Source organism: Enterococcus sp. C102(2024) (assembly GCF_040888205.1).
Taxonomy (GTDB): Bacteria; Bacillota; Bacilli; order Lactobacillales; family Enterococcaceae; genus Enterococcus; species Enterococcus faecalis.
On the sequence record NZ_JBFOHH010000006.1, the window covers coordinates 173,184 to 193,364 of the forward strand.

24 protein-coding genes are annotated in these 20,181 nt (G+C 37.3%); 4 read left to right on the forward strand and 20 right to left on the reverse strand.

From position 1 onward, the window contains the following. Window positions 1–14 precede the first annotated feature (14 nt). Entirely contained in the window at window positions 15–494 is a 480-nt protein-coding gene (gene rlmH, locus AB3I34_RS12145) for a 23S rRNA (pseudouridine(1915)-N(3))-methyltransferase RlmH (RefSeq protein ID WP_002355021.1), read from the reverse strand. A gap of 400 nt (window positions 495–894) precedes the next feature. Between rlmH and AB3I34_RS12150 the strand changes: the two genes are divergently transcribed. Further along, the gene (locus tag AB3I34_RS12150; protein ID WP_002368406.1) at window positions 895–2,193 is read left to right on the forward strand and encodes a S1C family serine protease; all 1,299 of its coding nucleotides are present in this window, start codon (window positions 895–897) and stop codon (window positions 2,191–2,193) included. Between the two features lie 45 nt (window positions 2,194–2,238). On the opposite strand, the gene ytpR is transcribed toward AB3I34_RS12150, so the two are convergent. The 10 genes from ytpR to pepA all read right to left on the reverse strand — a co-directional run bounded on the left by ytpR (window position 2,239) and on the right by pepA (window position 9,059). After that, on the reverse strand, window positions 2,239–2,859 hold the full coding sequence (ytpR, locus tag AB3I34_RS12155) for a YtpR family tRNA-binding protein (protein ID WP_002407823.1): 621 nt from the start codon (window positions 2,857–2,859) through the stop codon (window positions 2,239–2,241). A gap of 103 nt (window positions 2,860–2,962) precedes the next feature. After that, entirely contained in the window at window positions 2,963–3,787 is an 825-nt protein-coding gene (locus tag AB3I34_RS12160) for a PTS system mannose/fructose/sorbose family transporter subunit IID (protein ID WP_002385250.1), read from the reverse strand. Beyond that, the gene (locus AB3I34_RS12165) at window positions 3,771–4,541 is read right to left on the reverse strand and encodes a PTS sugar transporter subunit IIC (RefSeq protein ID WP_002359088.1); all 771 of its coding nucleotides are present in this window, start codon (window positions 4,539–4,541) and stop codon (window positions 3,771–3,773) included. Before AB3I34_RS12165 ends, AB3I34_RS12160 begins: the two co-directional genes overlap by 17 nt. A gap of 21 nt (window positions 4,542–4,562) precedes the next feature. After that, entirely contained in the window at window positions 4,563–5,036 is a 474-nt protein-coding gene (locus AB3I34_RS12170; protein WP_002359087.1) for a PTS sugar transporter subunit IIB, read from the reverse strand. Window positions 5,037–5,038: 2 nt separating this feature from the next. Next, on the reverse strand, window positions 5,039–5,782 hold the full coding sequence (locus AB3I34_RS12175; RefSeq protein WP_002359086.1) for a BtpA/SgcQ family protein: 744 nt from the start codon (window positions 5,780–5,782) through the stop codon (window positions 5,039–5,041). 11 nt (window positions 5,783–5,793) lie between these two features. Continuing rightward, a complete protein-coding gene (locus AB3I34_RS12180; protein ID WP_002359084.1) occupies window positions 5,794–6,204 on the reverse strand; it encodes a PTS sugar transporter subunit IIA in 411 nt (136 codons plus the stop codon). A gap of 14 nt (window positions 6,205–6,218) precedes the next feature. After that, the gene (locus AB3I34_RS12185; RefSeq protein WP_002359083.1) at window positions 6,219–6,950 is read right to left on the reverse strand and encodes a GntR family transcriptional regulator; all 732 of its coding nucleotides are present in this window, start codon (window positions 6,948–6,950) and stop codon (window positions 6,219–6,221) included. A 103-nt stretch (window positions 6,951–7,053) separates the two neighbouring features. Then, window positions 7,054–7,509, reverse strand: coding sequence for a universal stress protein (locus AB3I34_RS12190; RefSeq protein WP_002385249.1), 456 nt, complete (start codon window positions 7,507–7,509; stop codon window positions 7,054–7,056). A gap of 147 nt (window positions 7,510–7,656) precedes the next feature. Beyond that, on the reverse strand, window positions 7,657–7,971 hold the full coding sequence (locus tag AB3I34_RS12195) for a thioredoxin family protein (RefSeq protein WP_085444060.1): 315 nt from the start codon (window positions 7,969–7,971) through the stop codon (window positions 7,657–7,659). 11 nt (window positions 7,972–7,982) lie between these two features. Further along, complete coding sequence (gene pepA / locus AB3I34_RS12200; RefSeq protein WP_002355013.1) at window positions 7,983–9,059, reverse strand: glutamyl aminopeptidase; 1,077 nt, start codon at window positions 9,057–9,059, stop codon at window positions 7,983–7,985. Window positions 9,060–9,365: 306 nt separating this feature from the next. Between pepA and AB3I34_RS12205 the strand changes: the two genes are divergently transcribed. Further along, a complete protein-coding gene (locus AB3I34_RS12205) occupies window positions 9,366–9,707 on the forward strand; it encodes a PepSY domain-containing protein (RefSeq protein ID WP_002355012.1) in 342 nt (113 codons plus the stop codon). 318 nt (window positions 9,708–10,025) lie between these two features. Beyond that, window positions 10,026–11,681, forward strand: a complete 1,656-nt coding sequence (locus AB3I34_RS12210) for a peptide ABC transporter substrate-binding protein (RefSeq protein WP_085444061.1) — start codon at window positions 10,026–10,028, stop codon at window positions 11,679–11,681. Window positions 11,682–11,747: 66 nt separating this feature from the next. Here the strand turns inward: AB3I34_RS12210 and AB3I34_RS12215 are convergent, their stop codons facing one another. The 7 genes from AB3I34_RS12215 to AB3I34_RS12245 all read right to left on the reverse strand — a co-directional run bounded on the left by AB3I34_RS12215 (window position 11,748) and on the right by AB3I34_RS12245 (window position 17,634). Continuing rightward, on the reverse strand, window positions 11,748–12,584 hold the full coding sequence (locus tag AB3I34_RS12215) for a PTS system mannose/fructose/sorbose family transporter subunit IID (RefSeq protein ID WP_002387358.1): 837 nt from the start codon (window positions 12,582–12,584) through the stop codon (window positions 11,748–11,750). Continuing rightward, the gene (gene agaW / locus AB3I34_RS12220; RefSeq protein ID WP_002365326.1) at window positions 12,556–13,329 is read right to left on the reverse strand and encodes a PTS N-acetylgalactosamine transporter subunit IIC; all 774 of its coding nucleotides are present in this window, start codon (window positions 13,327–13,329) and stop codon (window positions 12,556–12,558) included. The genes AB3I34_RS12215 and agaW overlap by 29 nt, the downstream gene beginning before the upstream one ends. Before the next feature lie 24 nt (window positions 13,330–13,353). Next, complete coding sequence (gene nagA / locus AB3I34_RS12225) at window positions 13,354–14,505, reverse strand: N-acetylglucosamine-6-phosphate deacetylase (protein ID WP_002409180.1); 1,152 nt, start codon at window positions 14,503–14,505, stop codon at window positions 13,354–13,356. Window positions 14,506–14,550: 45 nt separating this feature from the next. After that, entirely contained in the window at window positions 14,551–15,027 is a 477-nt protein-coding gene (gene agaV, locus AB3I34_RS12230) for a PTS N-acetylgalactosamine transporter subunit IIB (RefSeq protein WP_002355007.1), read from the reverse strand. 26 nt (window positions 15,028–15,053) lie between these two features. Beyond that, a complete protein-coding gene (locus AB3I34_RS12235; protein ID WP_081115800.1) occupies window positions 15,054–15,491 on the reverse strand; it encodes a PTS sugar transporter subunit IIA in 438 nt (145 codons plus the stop codon). 146 nt (window positions 15,492–15,637) lie between these two features. After that, window positions 15,638–16,732 carry an acyltransferase gene (locus tag AB3I34_RS12240; protein WP_002370074.1) on the reverse strand — a complete coding sequence of 365 codons (1,095 nt, stop codon included), beginning with the start codon at window positions 16,730–16,732 and terminating at the stop codon, window positions 15,638–15,640. An 86-nt stretch (window positions 16,733–16,818) separates the two neighbouring features. After that, entirely contained in the window at window positions 16,819–17,634 is an 816-nt protein-coding gene (locus AB3I34_RS12245; RefSeq protein WP_162784116.1) for a carbohydrate deacetylase, read from the reverse strand. A 144-nt stretch (window positions 17,635–17,778) separates the two neighbouring features. Here AB3I34_RS12245 and AB3I34_RS12250 point away from each other — a divergent pair, with 144 nt between their 5' ends. Then, window positions 17,779–18,531, forward strand: coding sequence for a MurR/RpiR family transcriptional regulator (locus AB3I34_RS12250; RefSeq protein WP_002365331.1), 753 nt, complete (start codon window positions 17,779–17,781; stop codon window positions 18,529–18,531). A gap of 68 nt (window positions 18,532–18,599) precedes the next feature. Here the strand turns inward: AB3I34_RS12250 and AB3I34_RS12255 are convergent, their stop codons facing one another. Continuing rightward, window positions 18,600–19,151, reverse strand: coding sequence for a DNA-3-methyladenine glycosylase I (locus AB3I34_RS12255; RefSeq protein WP_002378947.1), 552 nt, complete (start codon window positions 19,149–19,151; stop codon window positions 18,600–18,602). A gap of 76 nt (window positions 19,152–19,227) precedes the next feature. Continuing rightward, window positions 19,228–20,004: a peptidase C39 family protein gene (locus AB3I34_RS12260; protein ID WP_002372856.1), complete on the reverse strand. Its 777-nt coding sequence runs from the start codon at window positions 20,002–20,004 to the stop codon at window positions 19,228–19,230. Window positions 20,005–20,181: the final 177 nt, after the last annotated feature.

Here is a 20,181-nt window from a genome sequence, read left to right on the forward strand (position 1 = left end):
AGCCAGTCTACTTCCTATTTATGATACGGTTCCCCTTTCATAATCCGAAAACCACGATAAATTTGTTCAACTAATACCAAACGCATTAACTGATGTGGATAAGTTAAGCGGCCAAAAGAAATTTGTTGGTTACTTCGCTGAAGGACTGAATCACTGAGACCTAAGGAGCCACCAATGACAAAGGTTAGATTACTTTTGCCACTAATCCCTAATTGTTCAATTTCTTTTGAAAATTCTTCACTAGATAATTGTTTGCCGTTAATGGCTAAAACAAAGACGTATTCGTTGTCATTAATTTTCCCCAAAATACGTTGGCCTTCTTTTTCTTTGACTTGAAGCATTTCAGCGTCACTGAGTTTTTCTGGGGCTTTTTCATCTGGTACTTCAATGATTTCCATCTTGGCATAGCTATTTAAACGTTTCAGATATTCATTAATGCCTTGAATCAGGTATTTTTCTTTCAGTTTTCCGACTGTTACTAGTTTAATTTTCACCTATTCCACTACTTTCTCGTTTTCTCTTCTTTCTTATTTTAGCACGAAGTTTGGCTACTTTCCACAACATTTCCACATACTTATACACATATACACAGAGTTATCCACAGAACAAACTAAAAAATTACTTTATTTAACAGCTTTTTCAATACAAACACATATTCGCCACTGATTTGTCCACATTATCCACATTCTGTGGATAACTTTCTTAAAAACTATACACAGAGTTATTCCCGATTTGTTCACATTTTTCTGTGTATAACTTTTTCATTCGTATTTTTTCTGTAATTTTTCCCTAAGTTGTTCATAAAAAATTCAAAGCTATTCGATAGACTAAAGGAGTAGGAAACAGATATACTTAATATAGAAAATTCAGATGCACTTATTGGGAGGTTATTTTATGCAACGAAAAGATGTTACACCTAATTCAGATAAAAAAAGTTTATTGCAAAAATTTGGGATTGGTTTAGCTGGCGGCTTACTTGGTGGCGCCCTTATTCTAGGAGGCGCTTATTCTGGGATTATTCCCACACCCAACGGCGGAAATAATGCGGCGACGACGACATCCACTAATCACGGCGACACAAAAGTCAGCAATGTAAGTTACAATGTGTCTAGCGATGTCACAAAAGCCGTGAAAAAAGTTCAAAATTCTGTGGTTTCTGTCATTAATATGCAAAGTGCTAGCAACAATTCTTCGGCAGATGATCCTTTTGGGGGATTGTTCGGTGGGAATGAAGGTACTCAAGACTCTTCCGGCAACAATGGCAACGATTTAGAAGCAGCCAGTGAAGGTAGTGGGGTTATTTATAAGAAAGATGGTAAAACGGCTTATGTCGTGACAAATAACCACGTCGTAGATAAAGCGCAAGGATTGGAAGTTGTTTTATCTGATGGTACCAAAGTGAAAGGCGAATTAGTCGGAACCGATGCTTACACGGATTTAGCCGTGATTAAAATTTCTTCCGACAAAGTTGATCAAGTCGCTGAGTTTGGAAATTCTAGTAAAATCACAGTCGGTGAGCCTGCTATTGCAATTGGTTCCCCTCTAGGCTCTGATTATGCTAACTCTGTCACACAAGGAATCATCTCTTCTGTGAATAGAAATATTACCAATAAAAACGAGTCTGGTGAAACCATCAATATTAATGCCATTCAAACCGATGCTGCCATCAATCCAGGAAACTCTGGTGGTCCACTAATCAATATTGAAGGACAAGTCATTGGAATTAACTCAGTAAAAATTGTGCAATCAACTAGTCAAGTGAGCGTTGAAGGGATGGGCTTTGCCATTCCAAGTAATGACGTAGTCAACATTATCAACCAATTAGAAAAAGATGGTAAAGTGACGCGGCCAGCTCTCGGGATTACGATGTCTGATTTAACAGGTATCTCTTCACAACAACAAGAACAAATTTTAAAAATTCCAGCTTCTGTAAAAACTGGCGTAGTGGTTCGTGGTGTTGAAGCAGCGACCCCTGCTGAAAAGGCTGGATTGGAAAAATACGATGTTATCACGAAAGTTGACGGCCAAGACGTAAGCTCTACTACAGATTTACAAAGCGCGCTTTACAAGAAAAAAGTTGGCGACAAAATGGAAGTGACTTATTATCGTGGTTCTAAAGAAATGAAAGCAACCATCGATTTAACCATTGATAAATCAGCTTTAACACAACAAAATAATCGCAGCAATCAATAAAAGAAAGAAACGACCTGTTGTCTGAACAACAGGTCGTTTTTTCTTTTATTCTCCTACCGCAAATGCAGAACCAACTTCTGCATCAAAAGGCAATTCTAAGATTCCTTTTTTAGCAGGTGCATTTGGTAAACGTAATTCTTTTGCTGAACAAATCATTCCAAAACTTTCTTCACCACGTAAAACCCCTGGCCAAATCATTAAACCATCAGGCATCATTGCGCCTGGCTTGGCAACAACTACTTTTTGTCCTGCTTTGATGTTCGGTGCGCCACAAACAATTTGTAAGATTTCGCCGTTCTCTACTTCTGTTTGTGTGATAGATAAATGATCTGAATCTGGGTGTTTTTTACATGATTTGACAAAGCCAACCACAATTTTAGGGGTGTCGTCTTTTTCAAGGGTTTCTGAAAATCCCGCATCTTTAATCGCTGTATTGACTTTTTCGATTTGTTCGTCTGTTAAAGTCACTTGGCCGGTGCCATTAATGTCACCTAGAAGCGCTGAAGCATTGAAAATATTCCAAGCTACCACTGTTTCTGGCGCCTCAACTAAACTTACACGTGCCACATCGCCGACACGTTTTACTTGGTTTTCCGCCCCTTGATCGTCCGCAACGATGACAAGTAAGACATCGCCAACGTGTTCTTTGTTATATGCAAAAATCATTTCTGTTCCTCCTAAATTTGAAAGCTATAGGCTGGATAGCTAAATTCTCTCCTGTCCTATAGTAACAAAAAAAGTGGAAAGTTGCACTTACAATTATTGAATTTTAGGCAATCCCTAATGCCGCCAAAAAAATAGATAATAGAATAACCCCAACTAAAAGTGTCGTTGTTTTCACTTTTTTCCCTAATAACCAGTAAATAACTAAGAAGAATAAAGCCGGGAAAAAACCTAACATGATTTGGTCGATATATTCTTGTAATGGCGTGGCGATTTTTCCAGAGCCAACTTTGGCAGTTAACTCAAACACGACATTAGAAGCCGTCATCCCACCAATAACCATTAACCCTAAAATAGAGGCAGCTGTGGTAACTTTTTCGATTACGCCGCTATCTTCAACATCACTAAAAAATTTAGCACCTAATTTAAACCCTTTATCCAAACAGATATACCGTAAAGCAAAATGCGGAATATTGATAATCAGTAAAAAGGCAATCGGACCAAAAATATTTCCTTGTTTAGACAATGAAATAGCTACACCTGTTGCGATAACTTTTAAGGTCCCCCAAAAGAAAGAATCCCCAATCCCAGACATTGGTCCCATTAAACTAGTTTTCACTGCATTAATACTAGCTGAGTTAAATTCATGATTTTTAGCATTTTCTTCTTCCATTGCTCCAGAAATTCCTAATAATAAGGTAGAGATATGCGGAGTGACAGACATAAACTCTAAATGTCGTTCTAAGGCCGCTTTCTTCTCTTCATTATTTTTATACAACCTACGTATAATTGGAGCCATTGCATAAGCATAAGCTAAATTTTGCATCCGCTCATAATTCCATGATGCATCTAACGTTAAAGAGCGAAAAAATACAGACCAAAAATCTTTTTTAGTAATGACAGATTTTGTGTTTTTAGAATTCATTGTCATCGACAACAGCCTCCCTTGTTTGACCATCACTCATATTCATATATAGTAGGACAATCACGATGCCAAACAAAGCAATCCCCACTACTGAAATTTTTAAATAAGCAGCGAATAAAAAGCCTAATAATAGAAATGGAATCATCTTTTTTGTTACCATCATTCTTGCTAACATCGCAAAACCAATTGCTGGAATAATACCTGCCGCAATATCTAATCCATGCGTAATAAAGTCTGGGACATAAGACAATACCTTTTCAATAAACGGCACGCCTAAGTAAAAGCCTAATGCCACAATTAGAGCTAACAAAACTTTATTGCCAACTCCTGCAATTAGTTGAATTCGCTCTACCCCTTGAATATTGCCTCGTTTTGCTTCCTTATCAGCTAAATGGCTAGCGCCTGTAAGTAAAAATGTCATCTGAAGATTATCGATTAAAAGTACTAATGTAGCGATTGGAACAGCTAAAACAACCGCACTAGAAATTGATTGCCCACTCATAATTACATAAGCTGTTGCAATAATCGTTCCTGAAACAAAATCTGGTGGATTACTTGCGCCAACAGGAAATGCACCCATAAATACCAACTCTAATGTTGCGCCAAGCTTAATTCCCGTATCTAAGTCTCCTAAAGCTAACCCTACTAGCGGAGCGACAACAATTGGACGGTTCCACATCGTTGAACCAAACCAGCTATGCATGTAGGCAAAAAAGGCAATTAAAAACATTAATAGAACCTTGATAAATGTCACTTCCATCTATTTGACCCTCCTATTTATTTAATTTAATAACTTGTTTATAGCAACCTTTTGATCGTCAGGGACTAATTGAACGGTTAATTCGATTCCTTCATTAGTTAGTTCTTTAATTTGTGCAATGTCGGTTTCTGATAAATGAACAGCTTTTGAAATTTGTTTGCGCGTTTCCCCATTTTTCATTCCACCTAAATTAACTTCCTTAATTGTTGGCACTTCTTTGACCAATTGATACATATCAGCAACTGATTCACATAAAATAAATAGTTTATATTTATCTGTCACCCCAGAATTTAACGCCTTAATTGAATCATCAATCGTTTTCATAACTAATTTAACACCTGAAGGTTTTGCCATTTTCATAGCGCTCATTCTTAATGGATCCTCAACCAACGTATTACTAGCAATCAAAATACAATCTGCTTCTAAAAATTTTGTCCAAGTAAACCCGACCTGACCATGAATCAACCGATGGTCCACTCTTGTCATTTTAATCATCCTTATTCACCTCTCAGTTCTTTCACAATTTTCATAAACGAATCAACATAAGGAGCATAAATATCTCCCGTATCTTTTCTTGTATCTTTGAAGTTACTCCCTACAATTGCTGCATCGCAAATCGCCAATTGTTCTTTCACATTCTTGTCATTTAACCCCGCTGCGACAATTAACGGAAACTCAGGTAATTGTTTTCTAAACAACTTAATCTTTTCTATTGATGTCTCTTCACCCGTTGCATTTTCTGTCACTGCAATAGCATCACAACGTTGCTGTGCAATTTTCAAATCTTCTTCGACTGATTTTTCAGACAACATTGGTTGATATTTGAAGCGCACGCCACCAATTAATTTTGCTGTTGTTTTTGCACGATATAAATCAAAAAAAGCTTGTAAGGATGCTTCATCCCGCGGTTTCACATGACCAACCACAGAATCAATCTGTAAAAATTGTAAATGATATTTATTGGCTAAATGAAAACCTAATGGGTCAACATTTAACACATTTACACCAATAGGAATCGGTAAATCTAATGAAGTAACATATTGGAGCGCTTTTTCTAGCTGAACATAATCCCCATAATAGTTCTCCATCAAAATTGCATCTATCCCATGTTCACTGTAAATTTGAATCTCTTTTTTTGCTCGCTCTTGAATCTCTTGATCTGTTTTACCTTTTAAATGAATCACCCCAATAATTGGTTTTTCAACAGCAAACAGCTCTAAAAAATCAGCTTTTTTCTTCATTAATACCCCTCCTAGAAATCATCATTTTCTATCTCTTCGATATGAACGCGTTGAATTCCTTGTCGTGCATTTCGAATAATTACCTGAATCTTTTCATCTGTTAATTTTTCTGAACCTGCTAGCATAAGCTCTAGTGCCAAATTCAAATTAACGCCAGAGAAAACGATTACATTTTCAAGTACAGTTAGCCCCATCATAGCTGTAACCACACTTGCACCAAATAAATCACCCATGAGGATAAATTCATCTTCTGGCGCTTGTTCGGCTTTCTTTTTTAACTCTCCAAAAAAATCAACTGCACTTTCACCTGGATACAGACTATATGTATGAACGGCAGCTGCAGAGTGTCCCGCAATCATTTCTAACGAGTGTTTAATCCCCTTAGAAAAATCACCATGTGAAGCAATGTAAAACCTTCTCATTTCATAAACCTCCTTTATTTATTATATGAACGAATGGCTACTTTGTAGGATTCGCTACGGATATATTGCTCATTAAAATATAAAATTTGATTATCATTATCCACAACTGTTTGATTAATTTTGACCAACGCTTCTTCTTCACTAATCGCTAATGCTTCTGCCAACTTTTCATCGGCCAAGGCAATTTCAATGATATTATCAAAATAGCTAGCAATTACTCCTCTATATTGCCGTAAAATATCTAATAATGAAGTATCTGTTAATTCTAAGTCCAACATAAACTGATCTTCTTTTCTAAAATAATCAATCTCGAAAATTGCAGGCATGTTATCTAACGAACGGAGGCGCTCAATAACAATAACTTCTGTCGCTTTTTCAACACCCAATGCTTCTGCAACATGCCCTGTTGCTTTTTTCAAACAAATTGATATGATCTTAGTTGTTGGTTTACGATTCATTTTTAAACCTGACTCAGTAAAACTCCCACCAGCTGTCATGCTCTCAACATAGGATGGCATTGAAACAAATGTCCCTTTTCCATGCCGTTTAATTAAAATATTTTCATCAACTAATTGTTTAATCGCATTACGAACGGTTACTCGGCTCACTCCGTAAATGGCCATCAATTGTTCTTCTGAAGGGATTTTTTCTCCTACTTGATATTCACCACTTCTAACTTTATTTAAAATAGCATCGTATAATTGTTGATAAAGCGGTGCTTTTTTATTTGATTCTAATTTATCCATTAATCATACACCTCATTTTAATACGTCTTAATACGTCTTAAAAATAGCAAATAAAAAAGAGAATGTCAAGAAAGAGTTTCCTTTCTTGACATTCTCTTTTTACTTATTTTTCTTCAGAGTGAACAATTAAGACATCGCAAGGGGCTTGACGAATAATGTAGCTACTGACGCTTCCCATGACCACACGTTCGACTGCGTTTAATCCTGATTGTCCCACCATAATTAAATCAACATTGTATTTTTCAGGTAATTCATGACTCATGACTTCTTTGGGTGAACCAAACATGGTAACTGTTTCAACATTATGAAAATCAACGCTTTCAGCATACTTTTTACAATCGGCCATTAATTCTTCCGCAGCGGCTGTTTCTTGATCAATTAATTGATCATTTAACGTCGAATACCCCATCATTGTATACACTTGATTTTCTAAAATATTTGCAACAATGACTCGGCTTCCGTTTCGACGAGCAACCTCAATTGCACGTTCATAAGCTAAATTGGCTTGATCACTACCGTCTACGCCGACAAGAATATTTTTATACATTTGTTCTTCCATTTTCGTCACCTTCCCGATGGAGGCTGATCTAAAAGGCTTCTTTGACTAAGAAACTAGAGTCAAAAATGAATTTAGGACCCTTGCGCAGAACGCCCTTTTGTCCAGCTGATTCTCTCTTAATTTAATGGTTCCTCTGGTTCATGAAAATTAGCCTAAGCTAGTTAAAAATGCACTGATTTCTTCTTTTGTTTTTCGGTCTTTGTTTACTAAGCGTCCTAACTCTTGACCGTTTTCAATTACGACAAAACTCGGAATACCAAAAATATTCCACTCGGCAGCCACGTTAATAAACTGATCACGGTCAACTTCGATAAATTGAAACGCTGGAAATGCTTCTTCAATTTCAGGCATGACTGGTTTAATGAAACGACAGTCTCCGCACCAATCAGCAGTAAAGAAGAAAACATTTTTACCTTTTTCAACATAAGTTGCTAGTTCTTCTAATGAATTGGGATAAATCATTTAAACATCCTCTACTTTCCGTAAACAATTGTATTAACTGTTGATTTATCCAAGCCACGTAATGCTTGTAACAACATTTCCCGCGCTGCTTCATAATCCGCAATACTAAACATTGTTTGATGCGTATGGATGTAACGACCACAAACGCCGATGACTGTACTTGGTACACCATTATTAGTTGTGTGCGCTGCCCCAGCATCCGTTCCGCCTTTAGAAACAAAATATTGATACGGAATATTGTGTGTCGCTGCTGTATCCAATAAATATTCACGCAAGCGAGGCAATGTGATTAAACCTGGGTCGAAAATCCGTAATAACGTTCCTTCACCTAAATGACCATATGTCCCTTTTTTCGTGTGAATATCATCTGCCGCTGAACAATCCACCGCAAAGAAGATATCTGGATTAAATTTATGAACAGATGGTTTAGAACCACGTAAACCAACTTCTTCTTGTACGTTTGCTCCAGCAATTAATGTGTGGCCTAATTCTTCATTTTGTAACGTTTCCAATGCATCTAATACCAACGTACAACCATAGCGGTTATCCCATGATTTACTGATAATATTTTTGCCATTGGCTGTTTTAATCGTTTCTGTTTGTGGAACAATGGAATCCCCTGGACGAACGCCAAAGCTTTCAGCTTCTTCTTTTGAAGAGAATCCTGCATCAAATAACACATCAGAGACTTCTAATTGTTTTTGACCACTCGTACCACGCAACAAGTGTGGCGGAATAGATGAAGAAATACATGGATAGTTCCCTTTACTTGTTTTTAACGTAAAACGTTGTGCTGAAACAACATAGGGATTCCAGCCACCTAAAGGAACCACTTGGAATAAACCATTATCGTTAATTTGAGTTAACATGAAGCCAACTTCGTCCATGTGAGCTGCTACCATTACGCGTGGCGCTGCTTCCACTTTTGAACGTTTAATCCCAAAAATACCACCTAAACCATCATATTGGACATCGTCCACTAATGGGGTGATATGTTCTTTCATGTACGCGCGAATGTCGTCTTCAAATCCGCTGGTTCCTTGTAATTCAGTTAATTCCTTGATTCGTTGAAATGTTTTTTCTTCCATAGATGTATGTCCTATTGCTTTTGATTTGTTGGAAATTACGCCAACCAAGCGTCACTTTTTCTCTAAAAAGTCACTTTATCCTGTCGATAAAAATAGGTACTCCTTTCATATGATTTCACTCTTATTATAACGCAAATACTAGAAAATGCACATCGCTTTCTCTTTTTAAACGTGACAATGAGAATGCCCTAAAAGAATGATTGAAAAACTTTTTTTATTTCTCAGCGGCCCCTTCTCTATGGTAAAATAAGAGTGATACTGACAAAAGTAATAGTAAGCAGAAACCGACCAAGGGAGGTCATACAAATGAACGAAGAAAATGAGTTGACATACTTTAAAGGCGGCTTAGCGCTAGGCGTTGGTCTTGGTTTAGTAGGCGGCATTGCCTCAACCTTGTTCTACCATAAGAAAAAAACAATCTCCGCTGATCTCGTCTTAGAAAATGTAAAAGCTGCTTTTTTAAAAGAAGGACCGATTGAAGGTTCGTGGATTGAATTTGAGAAAAAGCCCTTGCGGAAATTCGCCATCCACTCCAAAACATATACTGGAGGAATTTGCCGCATTGAAGACGACGGCATTGTTCAATACGAATTCACTGCAGATGCCTACACAGGAACTGTCATTGACATCCAACGATTAAAAGATTAAAAAGATTGTTACAAAAGCACTTATTTGCTTTTGTAACAATCTTTTTTTCTTCTCATTTGTTTTTTGTAAAAGGGATGTTTATTTTATGTCAAAAAAATCAAATCAATGATGAATAAATACTCAAAAATCGAATGTTTTCTGTATGGAAATCACCTCAAATCTTTACTTATCAACGTTTGTCCACTTTTTCCATAAAAAAGATTAGACATTTTTTAAAAATTGATAAAAGAATAATCATTTCTAACGATTTTTTAATTTCTCCTTTTCATTTTTACATTATACTGAGAGTATTGCTAAAAATGAAAAGGAGCGTGTCAAATGAAGAAATCTGTTTTATTTACTTCATTACTTGTATTATCAAGCTTAGCTTTAGCGGCCTGCGGCGGTGGCAGTGACGATAAAGGAGCAAGCAACGGCGGCAGCGACAACCAAGTATACACAATGGTTGAATCCCAAGAAATGCCTAGTGCCGATCCGTCCCTTGCGACAGATGAAGTGAGTTTTACCACTTTAAATAATGTCTACGAAGGAATCTATCGTTTAGATAAAGACAACAAACCCGCGCCTGCTGGTGCAGCCGAAAAAGCGACTGTTTCAGAAGACGGTTTAGTTTACAAAGTTAAATTACGTGAAGAATCAAAATGGTCTGATGGCAAACCAGTTACTGCTGCAGATTACGTTTACGGTTGGCAACGAACAGTGGCTCCTGCTACTGCTTCAGAATATGCCTACATGTTTGAACCAGTAAAAAATGCTGAAAAAATTTCTAAAGGGGAACTACCTAAAGAAGAATTGGGCATTAAAGCAATCAATGATCATGAATTAGAAATCACTTTAGAAACAGCAACACCATATTTTGACGATTTATTGGCTTTCCCTTCTTTCTTGCCGCAACGTCAAGATATCGTTGAACGTTTTGGTAAAGATTATACAAAGAGTAGCGATAAAGCAGTCTACAATGGTCCGTTTACGCTAACTGAGTTTGATGGTCCCGGAACAGATACTAAATGGTCTCTAACTAAAAATGAAGAATATTGGGACAAAGAGACTGTCAAGTTAGATAAAGTCGCTATCAACGTGGTGAAAGAAGCCCCAACTGCCTTAAATCTTTATGAAACTGGTGAAGTGGATGATACGTATTTATCTGGCGAACTGGCCCAACAAATGCAAAACTCGCCTGACTTGGTCCAATTGAAAGCCGCTTCTTCTTTCTATTTAGAAATGAATCAAGCAGATGAAAAATCACCATTGACCAACGCAAATTTACGTCGTGCTATGTCTTATGCCATCGATCGCGATTCATTAGCTAAAAACATTTTAGCCAATGGCTCTCTTCCTTCACAAGGCTTCGTCCCTGTGGATGTCGCGAAATCACCAAAAACGGGTGAAGACTTTGTTAAAGAAGCTGGTAGTGACAAATTAGTCAAATACGACAAGAAAAAAGCTGTGGAATACTGGAACAAAGCGAAACAAGAACTTGGTGTTTCCAACTTAACGGTTGATTTAATGGTAGACGACTCTGAAGGCGCTAAAAAAATGGGCGAATATCTTCAAGGATCACTATCTGATACTTTGGAAGGCTTAAAAGTAACTGTGACGCCTGTCCCTATGGCTGTTCGCTTAGATCGTACCTTAAAAGGGGATTTCCAAATCGCTGTTCGTGGTTGGAGTGCCGACTATTCAGACCCAATTAACTTCTTAGATTTATTAGAAAGCTCAACTTCTAATAACCGTGGACGTTACAGCAATCCTGAATACGATAAATTCATTGCTGCGTCCAAAACCACAGATGTTAACGATCCTGAAAAACGCTGGGAAGATCTAATCAACGCTGAAAAAACAGTAATTGCTGATATGGGTGTTGTGCCAATTTACCAAAAAGCAGAATCACACTTACGTGCACCAAACGTGAAAGAAATTATTTATCATCCAACAGGTGCTAAATACGACTTCAAGTGGGCGTATAAAGAATAATCACTCGATTAAATTTAGAAAAAGATTTGGAACAATAGCGATTTTGGCTATTGTTCCAAATCTTTTTTATATAATCCCGATTAAAGAACCTAACAACCCAAAAATCACAGTAAAAATAATTAAAGCAATCGGCGTGCGTCCTTTTTTCAACATAATAAAACAAAACAGCGTAAACACTAACGGTAATAAATTGGGCATGATTGTATCAAACAATTGTGTTTGAAGGTCTAACTTAGTATCTTTCAAGCGAAAAACAAAAGTTGTCGTTAATTGTACACTCTTCGGAATCAACGCGCCCACCACGGAAATTCCTACAATTGTTGCTGAACGAGATAATTTTTTAGTACTTTCGCTTAAAACTGAAATTGCTTTGACGCCCATTTTATAACCTAGATTAATTAACCCAATTTTGGCAGCCATATACGGAATATTAAATAACAACAAGAAAACAATTGGTCCTAAGATATTGCCTTCTAATGATAATTGTGAACCAATCGCTGCTGCAATCGGTAAAACGGTTAAATAAAATAGCGCATCCCCAATTCCGCCTAACGGGCCCATCAACGCTGTTTTAATCGCTTGAATGGATTTTGGTGATTCTTTTGACTCTTCCATTGCAATAATCACACCATGCATGAACGTCACCAATTGTGGATTCGTGTTCATAAATTGTAAATGATTTTCCAAAGAAAGAGCTAAGTCTTCTTTATCACGATGAATCTTTTTCAATCCTGGAATTAATGAGTAGGTCCAGCCGCCTGCTTGCATTCTTTCATAATTAAATGAAGATTGTAGCAGATACGAACGGAACATTATTTTTTTTAACTCTTTTTTTGTTATTACTTTTTCGGATATCATATCATTATATGTTTCTTCAGATGCCATCTTCTTCAAACCCTCCATTATTATTTGATGCAGTGACTGTATTATTTCTTTGTGCGTAAAATTCATATAAAGCAATTGCGACAGCTAAACCTGCAACCGCTAATGTATCTAATCCTAAATAGGCAGCCATAACAAACCCAAAAATAAAGAACGGCACGTAGGATGTTTCCCACATCGTTTTTAATAACATGGCGAAACCTACTGCTGGCATCATACCACCTGCAACGCTCAAGCCATGAATACTCCATTCGGGTAGAATAGAAATGAAACTAGATGCTTTATCAGCACCAAAGAAAATACATAAAAACACTACAAAAAAATAACAAATGAATAAAACGATTGGTAAAAAACTAGACATTCTTTCGATGCCTCTTGTATCTGCTTTTTTTGCATAAGCATCAAATTTATGCATAATTGGTGACATCGCTGTATATAACAAGGTAATTAACGCTTGCGCTGCAACTGCGAAAGGAACAGCCAAACCTACGGTCACTTGTGGGTCAGATTTTGTGATAATTGCTAACGCTGTTCCAATAACTCCCCCAATTACTACGTTGGGTGGTTGCGCACCGCCGATTGCTACTGCACCAATCCAAACTAACTCTAGCGTTGCTCCAGTGATTAACCCTGTGTTGACATCTCCCAATATTAAACCAACAATCAGCCCTGTAACAATCGGACGATGAATATGTGTCTGTAAGACAAGCTTATCAACCCCTGCTATCCCAGCCCAAATTCCTACCAAAATTGCCTGTACTAACATTTTTTTCCTCCTATTAGACTTCGTCTACTTTTTATAAACTGTTTCACCATTTACTAAGGTTTCTAGCACTTCGTATTTCTCATCAATAATTGTAAAATTACCTAAAAGCCCTAGTTTGATTTCTCCCATAGATTCGTTCACATTCAACAAACGAGCTGGATTTTTCGTGACTGAATTAATAGCAATCACTTCTGGAAGTAATGCTTTTTCAACAAGGTTGCGAACCATATTATTTAAATGGTTCGTACTTCCAGCTAACTTGCCATTGGCTAAACGGACCACATTTTGTTCATCAATAACCATTTCGATCCCTTTTTCTGGTTTTGGATAAACGCCTGGTTGACACCCTTTGGCCCAGATAGAATCTGTCACAGCAATTAAATAGTCCTTGCCTTTTAGTTTGGCTAACACACGTACTAATGAATAATCAACATGTACCCCATCAGCAATAATTTCAGCAAACGTTTCCTCACTATCCAAAGCAGCAACTACTGCGGTTGGTTTCCGGTGACTGATATCTTCCATTCCATTAAACGTATGGGTAAAACTTTTTGCACCTGCTTCGACAGCTGCCATTGCTTGTTCATAGGTTGCAGCCGTATGGCCAATTGAAATGACTACATCATGTTCATGACAATATGTAGTCAAGGCATTCTCTACATCATTTTCTGGTGCCAACGTCATTAATTTTATGTGCCCTTTTGCTAACTCTTGCCATTTTTTAAATGTCTCAACGGATGGTTTTACTAATAACTCTGGATTATGAGAGCCACGAAATTCTTCAGAAATCATTGGGCCTTCCGCATGAATCCCTAAGATTTGTGCCCCGTTGGTTCCTTGGTCTTCCTCAATAAATGAACCAATCACTTCAAATGAATGTTCCAAGTCTTTTGGAAATGTGGTTGACGTTGTTGGTAAAAAAGCTGTAATCCCTTCTTCTGGAAGGTAAGCTTGCCACTCTTTGATAAATTCATGATTGGCATGATTGGCATCCCCACCATGCCAACCATGATCATGAATATCAATAAATCCTGGAAGAATGCGATTTTCTCCGTATTCTTTGTCGACAGCTTTTTCATTGTACGGTAGAATTGCAACAATTCGTTGTTCTGACACTTCAACTTGAGCTGGTTGAAATTGTTCGTTAATCCATACGTTTTTACTTTGAATAATCATTCTTCCCACTTCTTCTCTTCAAAATTATTGTCCAACATTACTTTTTTATGAAAATAATGCATCTAAACTTTCTTCTGGCGTTGACGGTACACGTTGAATCGAAAGTTTAACACCTAATTCTTGTAGCTTTTTAAAGGCGTCTACATCTGTTTTATTAACCGCAACAGCGGTAGCTACTTGTTTTTTGCCTTCTTCCATATGCATATTACCAATGTTTAATTTTTCGATTGGCACACCACCTTCTACCAAGCGCAATGCATCAACAGGATTATCAACTAACAGAAAAATCTTTTGTCTTTCTGAGGCTTTATGAATGACCTCAATCGTTTTCTTAATGGAGAAAAAACGGGTTTGTACTTCTGCAGGGGCCGCCATGTTTAACAATTGTTGGCGCATTGTATCCTCAGAAATTGCATCATTTGCGACTAAAATTAAGTTGGCGCCTAAAGAACCGTTCCATTGTGTTGCGACTTGACCATGAATCAAGCGATTATCAATTCTTGTTAATAAAATATTCGGCATAGTGCTTCCTCCTCTTTTCTAATTGGTTAGATTCCGTCTGCTTCTTCTTGAGCATTTGCTTGTGGTTGTTCTAGTTTTTTATGAACAATCCCGTCTCTGGCTGAATCTGTGACCATTGAAACAAAATCTTCTACGTTCGTGCTGATTGTGCGTAATGCAAGCCCTTCAAGAACCATCGGTAAATTTGTTCCTGCTAGCACTTCAACATTTGGATAATTACTTGCGACAGTCATTGAAATTCTAAACGGTGTGCCACCTAAAAGATCAGTTAAAATGACCACTGCTGGACACGCCTCCAGCATAGAGTCAACGGCTTTACGGATGTTTGACTCTAATACATCAAGCCCTGTATCATTGAAAAAAGGGACCGCCTGAATATTTGGTTGTTCTCCTGCAATCATACTAACTGATTGATGCATTCCAGTTGAAAATACTCCATGTCCCGTTAAAATAAGACCTATCATTTATTCTTTCTCCCCTAACTATTTACTGAACTTACTATTTAATTGGATAAGCAGAACTTATTCCTCAAAGAGTGTAACAATTCTTGTGACAATTGAGTATGCTTTCCCATGATTTTGGACGATGATTTCTATTTAAGAACATGTCCCTATACAGATACAAGGCGTCCCAACTTAAATATGCTTTTGAAAAAATGCTCGATTACAACCGTTAACCCAAATGAGCCAACAAATGTACCCATATACAACACAAGAATAACCAAGCTGACTGGTTGATTGGTTAAAAACGGGTGGACCAGTTTCAAGACCACTTGAAAAATAAAAACATTCGCTAAATAACTGCGATACGCATAAGTGGCTATCCATTTAACCATTGGTAAAAGACGAATCTTTTTGGCTATTCCTTGCGTTCCCAAATAAAAAACCAACCCGATAATCAGTAAACTATAGGCACTTTGAAGAGGATCCAAATAAGGTAGATCGTTCGGTGTCATCTGTGTTCCATCAAATAAATTCCCTTGGACTGCCTGCCAAAAAATAAAAAGAAACAACAGAAATAGCACCACTCTCGTCTTTTTCAAGAAAGTAAAAATTCCCCCCTGATACTTCGCTGCGATGACCCCGAAAATACCATAAATGAGATAACTAAGCCCTGAACGATCTATTAAGTACCAAAGAGAAGTTTCTGCATATGGAAAAATCATTTTCTGGTACCAGAAGCACCAAAGGATATGCGCACCGATTGTAAAAAAGACAATTGGTAAAATCACTTTTTTGTTTTTTGTAATTCTGGTTGCCAACCAAATAAAATACGGCATAAATAATTGGAATTGCAACATCATTACGGCATACCATAGATGTGCCGCGCCATCACCACTGAGAACTTTTCCTAGAAATCCTAGGGGCGTTTCATAGGGCATTCGTTGTTGTAAACTAGGAAAAGCATATAGATAGAGACTGGACCAGACCACATAAGGAAGCACCAATTCATAAAATTTTTCCTTTAAAAATTCAAGATACGATTCAGCTTGACTCTTTAACACCATGTTGTAAATAATTGCAAAAATAAACATGGGTGCCGAATATTTAGACATTCGGTAAAAACTACCGATTGAATTCATTGCTTCCGTTTGCGGAGAATGTGTCAACACATATGATAAAACCGTTTGTAAAATAACTGATGCTACAGCGAAAACTTTTAAAAAATCGCTGATATTCAGATTTATTGGTTGTTCTTTACTCATGTACGTCCTCTTTCTTTCAATAATTTAGCGTGTAAGTAGGCGCTCTGATTAAGAACTTACTCACACGCTATTCACGCTTCTTTGATTTACATTGCTAGCGATTCATAATTGGCTAACAAGATGCCGCGTTCTTCAATCGCTTCTTTGACTTCTTGAGACGTTAATATTTCCACTTCACGAATTCGAGGCATACAATACCCTGATTGCTTTTGTAAAATAGTATCGATAAACGCAGGATGACAATTGATTTCAAAGACCTCTCCTTCACTACAAACAACCATATCAAGCAATTGCAAGATGGTTTCAGTTGAAATCGCTTTGTCATAAAATTGGTACAACATTTCATCTGGCGTGCGAACATCCTGATATAACTCTAAATAGTCTTTTGTTTCAATACTTCTTGAAGCGTTACGTAAAGGTAATTGATATTTGCGAGCAAGTGCCAAAGCCACACCTAATAACTTTTCATTTTTTCCATGAACGTTATGATGAGAATCAATATGATCAGGGCGTCTACCACTTTTCATAAATGAAATAATTTGAGCATCCCATTCGTTATAAACCTCTTCTAAATTGACTTTTTCTTCAAAAATCGATTGATGCCAAAAATAACCAGCTTCATCTACTAAGGAAGAAACCATTTCTCGAGGTAAAATAGGTTTTGCTTGGTTCAATGTCAATGTTAAATGGACACCGATAGCTAAAGTCGGTGCACTGATTCGAGCACTCTCCATGGCCTCTAAAAAATAAGGAGAAGTTGGTAATGCAGTTGTTGAAGTAACCACGCCACGTTTGTGTGCTTCAATGATTCCTTGCGTTACCGCTGGCGTGTAACCAAAATCATCAGCGTTGATAATTAATTTTTTATTGCTCATTTTTCCCCACTCTCTCTTCTGTTTCATGAATTTTTAGTTGTTTCTCTAATTGATTGTAGCTAAGTAGCGCCTTTTTTTATAGCTAGTTTTCTGATTGAGTGCTATAATCTACAAATAAGACCATGTCCCTAAAAAAGGACATTACGTTCACAAATGACAGGAGGGATCAGCATGCTGTTTTTAACCTATGATCCACAATTAAATCCAACAGAATTAGAGATTTACAAGTATATTAGCCACAATATTGAAAAAGTTCCTTATATGACAATTCGAGAATTAGCAGATGAAATTCATTTCAGTAAAACGGCAATCTGGCGTTTTTGTCAAAAATTCGAGTGTGAAGGCTATACAGATTTTAAATTTAAATTGAAGAATTATCTAAGCGAACGAAAAAAAACAGCCCAACCAAAATCTTTAGATGAAACAATGCTGATTCATTTTTTACAACGCTCATCAGAAGAATTATTAGAAGGACGGATTGTTCAAGCCGCGGAATTGCTGGCAAAAAAAGAATTTGTTCTTTTTATTGGCGAAGGAACGTCCAAAGTCCTAGCTGAATTTGGTGAAATTTATTTTTCCAGTATCTACAATTTATCTGCTTCTGTATCCCACCTTTTTTCCCATCCCGTTAGCAAATTATCCGAAGAAACGGCTAAAAAAGTGGGTGTTATCGCCTTATCAGTTTCGGGTGAAACACAAAAAGTTCGGCAAAATATTGATTATTTTATCGAAATGGGGATTGATGTAATTGCTATTACAAATAGTGAAAAAAGCACGATTGCTCAACTTTCAACAGTCACGATCCCCTACTATATAACAACCGAGAAAAGTTCCATTGCAGACGTAACGTCCCAACTACCTGCACTATTCTTAATAGAAAAGTTGGCGAAAACTGTTTCAACGATGTTAAATGAGTGTCCATAATCACTGCAAAAAAAGGAAGGAACTAGCCATTCGTTTTGCTAGTTCCTTCCTTTTTAATTCTTCTATACTTATTTATACTGACACGTTTCTAAATGATCATTCACCAATCCCGCCGCCTGTAAAAAGGAATAGACTGTCGTGGCACCTAAAAATTTAAATCCTCGTTTTTTTAACGCTCGACTAATCTGTTGCGATAATTCCGTGGAGGCTGGAACCTCTTCTGGGTGCTGCCAGTGATTAACGATTGGTTGCTGATCGACAAAGTTCCAGAGGTAGCGATCAAAGGACCCAAATTCTGCCTGAACTTCTTGAAAAACTTGCGCATTCGTGATGGTCGCTTGAATTTTTAAACGATGACGAATCACACCAGGATTTGCTAGTAAAGCTAAAATTTTTTCCTCATCATATCGTGCAATTTTCCGATAATCAAACGCATCATAAGCTGCTCTGAGCGTTTCTCGTTTATTCAAAATAATCGCCCAGCTTAAGCCCGCTTGCATACTTTCCAAGGTCAATAACTCAAATAACTGTTGCTCTTCATGAACTGGACGTCCCCATTCATCATCATGATAGGCTTGCATCTCTTCAGTTGTATTCGTTGCCCAAGTACATCGCTCCATTGTACTGCCTCCTTTTATTTGCTAAAAAAGATGCGAACAAAGGGTACTGCCTGTTGTTCCACACCTTTTCTTATTCCTAATAAAATGCCCAGAAGTTTAACGCTTCATTCATCACTTCTTCGGCTGTAAATGTCCGTTTTGAATGGCCCTTTTCTTCTGAATCGTTTGGATCATTAATCCAGAAATCGCCTTTTTCATCCACACCACTCATCACCATAATGTGACCAGTTGTAGTGAAATAGCCCGGTTTTACAGAAATAATGACTGGATGACCTTCCTTCAAGAAAGCTGCCACTGTTTCAATATCCCCAATTTCTTGACAGTTATAGCCTTTCATTTCAGCATATGCACTAAAAATAGACCACGCCGTCCCTTGTCCTTCCATAAAGAAGTCATTTTTTGCCCAAGCTAACACATCCAGAGGGGTAACTTCTTGGTGATCCATGTATGAACCAACCATTGCAAGCGACACAATCGCACAGCCATTAATTTCGATTGTATTCGGCTTATCCACATTGCCAAATCCGTATGCGGTGTCTTTCCATTTAGCATCTGTCTGCAATTCTAACGGCAAATCCAGATGTCCATCATATTGCTTCTTTTCAATTTCTTGATTGACCTGTTGTCCATAGCTTAAAGGTTTGACTTTTTTCTCAATTTTAACTGGTGCTGGTTCTTTTGTTTTACTTGATTCAGCACTAGCTTTAACATATGAATCATCAAACCAACTTGAAAACCCACCTGATTTCATCGGCGAAAACTGCGCTAACAATCCGCCAAAGCCAAACGATACCAACAACACCGTGAGAACTTTTTTTTGGTAACCTGATGGTTTTTTTGACATACTATTCATCCTTTTCTATCTATTGACTACATCCGATAATCTTATGTATTTCTTATATGCTCACACATTATACTACTTTCTTTTTCGAAAAACAGAAACGTTGGTAAATTCTCATAATTATTGAAGGCGAACATATTTTCTTGAATTTTATCACAAAATTAGGTAAAATACAGGTAATTAGTCATT

Excerpts from the sequence above, each read along its gene's own strand:
- AB3I34_RS12190 (WP_002385249.1), bottom strand. The coding sequence starts at position 7,509 with ATGGAAGAACAAATGTATAAAAATATTCTTGTCGGCGTAGACGGTAGT.
- AB3I34_RS12175 (WP_002359086.1), bottom strand. The coding sequence starts at position 5,782 with ATGAAGAAAAAAGCTGATTTTTTAGAGCTGTTTGCTGTTGAAAAACCA.
- AB3I34_RS12245 (WP_162784116.1), bottom strand. The coding sequence starts at position 17,634 with ATGAAACAGAAGAGAGAGTGGGGAAAAATGAGCAATAAAAAATTAATT.
- AB3I34_RS12210 (WP_085444061.1), top strand. The coding sequence starts at position 10,026 with ATGAAGAAATCTGTTTTATTTACTTCATTACTTGTATTATCAAGCTTA.
- ytpR (WP_002407823.1), bottom strand. The coding sequence starts at position 2,859 with ATGATTTTTGCATATAACAAAGAACACGTTGGCGATGTCTTACTTGTC.
- AB3I34_RS12170 (WP_002359087.1), bottom strand. The coding sequence starts at position 5,036 with ATGATTAAAATGACAAGAGTGGACCATCGGTTGATTCATGGTCAGGTC.
- AB3I34_RS12255 (WP_002378947.1), bottom strand. The coding sequence starts at position 19,151 with ATGGAGCGATGTACTTGGGCAACGAATACAACTGAAGAGATGCAAGCC.
- AB3I34_RS12250 (WP_002365331.1), top strand. The coding sequence starts at position 17,779 with ATGCTGTTTTTAACCTATGATCCACAATTAAATCCAACAGAATTAGAG.
- AB3I34_RS12240 (WP_002370074.1), bottom strand. The coding sequence starts at position 16,732 with ATGAGTAAAGAACAACCAATAAATCTGAATATCAGCGATTTTTTAAAA.
- AB3I34_RS12160 (WP_002385250.1), bottom strand. The coding sequence starts at position 3,787 with ATGACAATGAATTCTAAAAACACAAAATCTGTCATTACTAAAAAAGAT.
- pepA (WP_002355013.1), bottom strand. The coding sequence starts at position 9,059 with ATGGAAGAAAAAACATTTCAACGAATCAAGGAATTAACTGAATTACAA.
- AB3I34_RS12215 (WP_002387358.1), bottom strand. The coding sequence starts at position 12,584 with ATGGAGGGTTTGAAGAAGATGGCATCTGAAGAAACATATAATGATATG.
- AB3I34_RS12195 (WP_085444060.1), bottom strand. The coding sequence starts at position 7,971 with ATGATTTATCCCAATTCATTAGAAGAACTAGCAACTTATGTTGAAAAA.
- AB3I34_RS12150 (WP_002368406.1), top strand. The coding sequence starts at position 895 with ATGCAACGAAAAGATGTTACACCTAATTCAGATAAAAAAAGTTTATTG.
- AB3I34_RS12205 (WP_002355012.1), top strand. The coding sequence starts at position 9,366 with ATGAACGAAGAAAATGAGTTGACATACTTTAAAGGCGGCTTAGCGCTA.
- nagA (WP_002409180.1), bottom strand. The coding sequence starts at position 14,505 with ATGATTATTCAAAGTAAAAACGTATGGATTAACGAACAATTTCAACCA.
- AB3I34_RS12165 (WP_002359088.1), bottom strand. The coding sequence starts at position 4,541 with ATGGAAGTGACATTTATCAAGGTTCTATTAATGTTTTTAATTGCCTTT.
- agaW (WP_002365326.1), bottom strand. The coding sequence starts at position 13,329 with ATGTTAGTACAGGCAATTTTGGTAGGAATTTGGGCTGGGATAGCAGGG.
- AB3I34_RS12260 (WP_002372856.1), bottom strand. The coding sequence starts at position 20,004 with ATGAATAGTATGTCAAAAAAACCATCAGGTTACCAAAAAAAAGTTCTC.
- AB3I34_RS12235 (WP_081115800.1), bottom strand. The coding sequence starts at position 15,491 with ATGATAGGTCTTATTTTAACGGGACATGGAGTATTTTCAACTGGAATG.
- agaV (WP_002355007.1), bottom strand. The coding sequence starts at position 15,027 with ATGCCGAATATTTTATTAACAAGAATTGATAATCGCTTGATTCATGGT.
- AB3I34_RS12180 (WP_002359084.1), bottom strand. The coding sequence starts at position 6,204 with ATGAGAAGGTTTTACATTGCTTCACATGGTGATTTTTCTAAGGGGATT.
- AB3I34_RS12185 (WP_002359083.1), bottom strand. The coding sequence starts at position 6,950 with ATGGATAAATTAGAATCAAATAAAAAAGCACCGCTTTATCAACAATTA.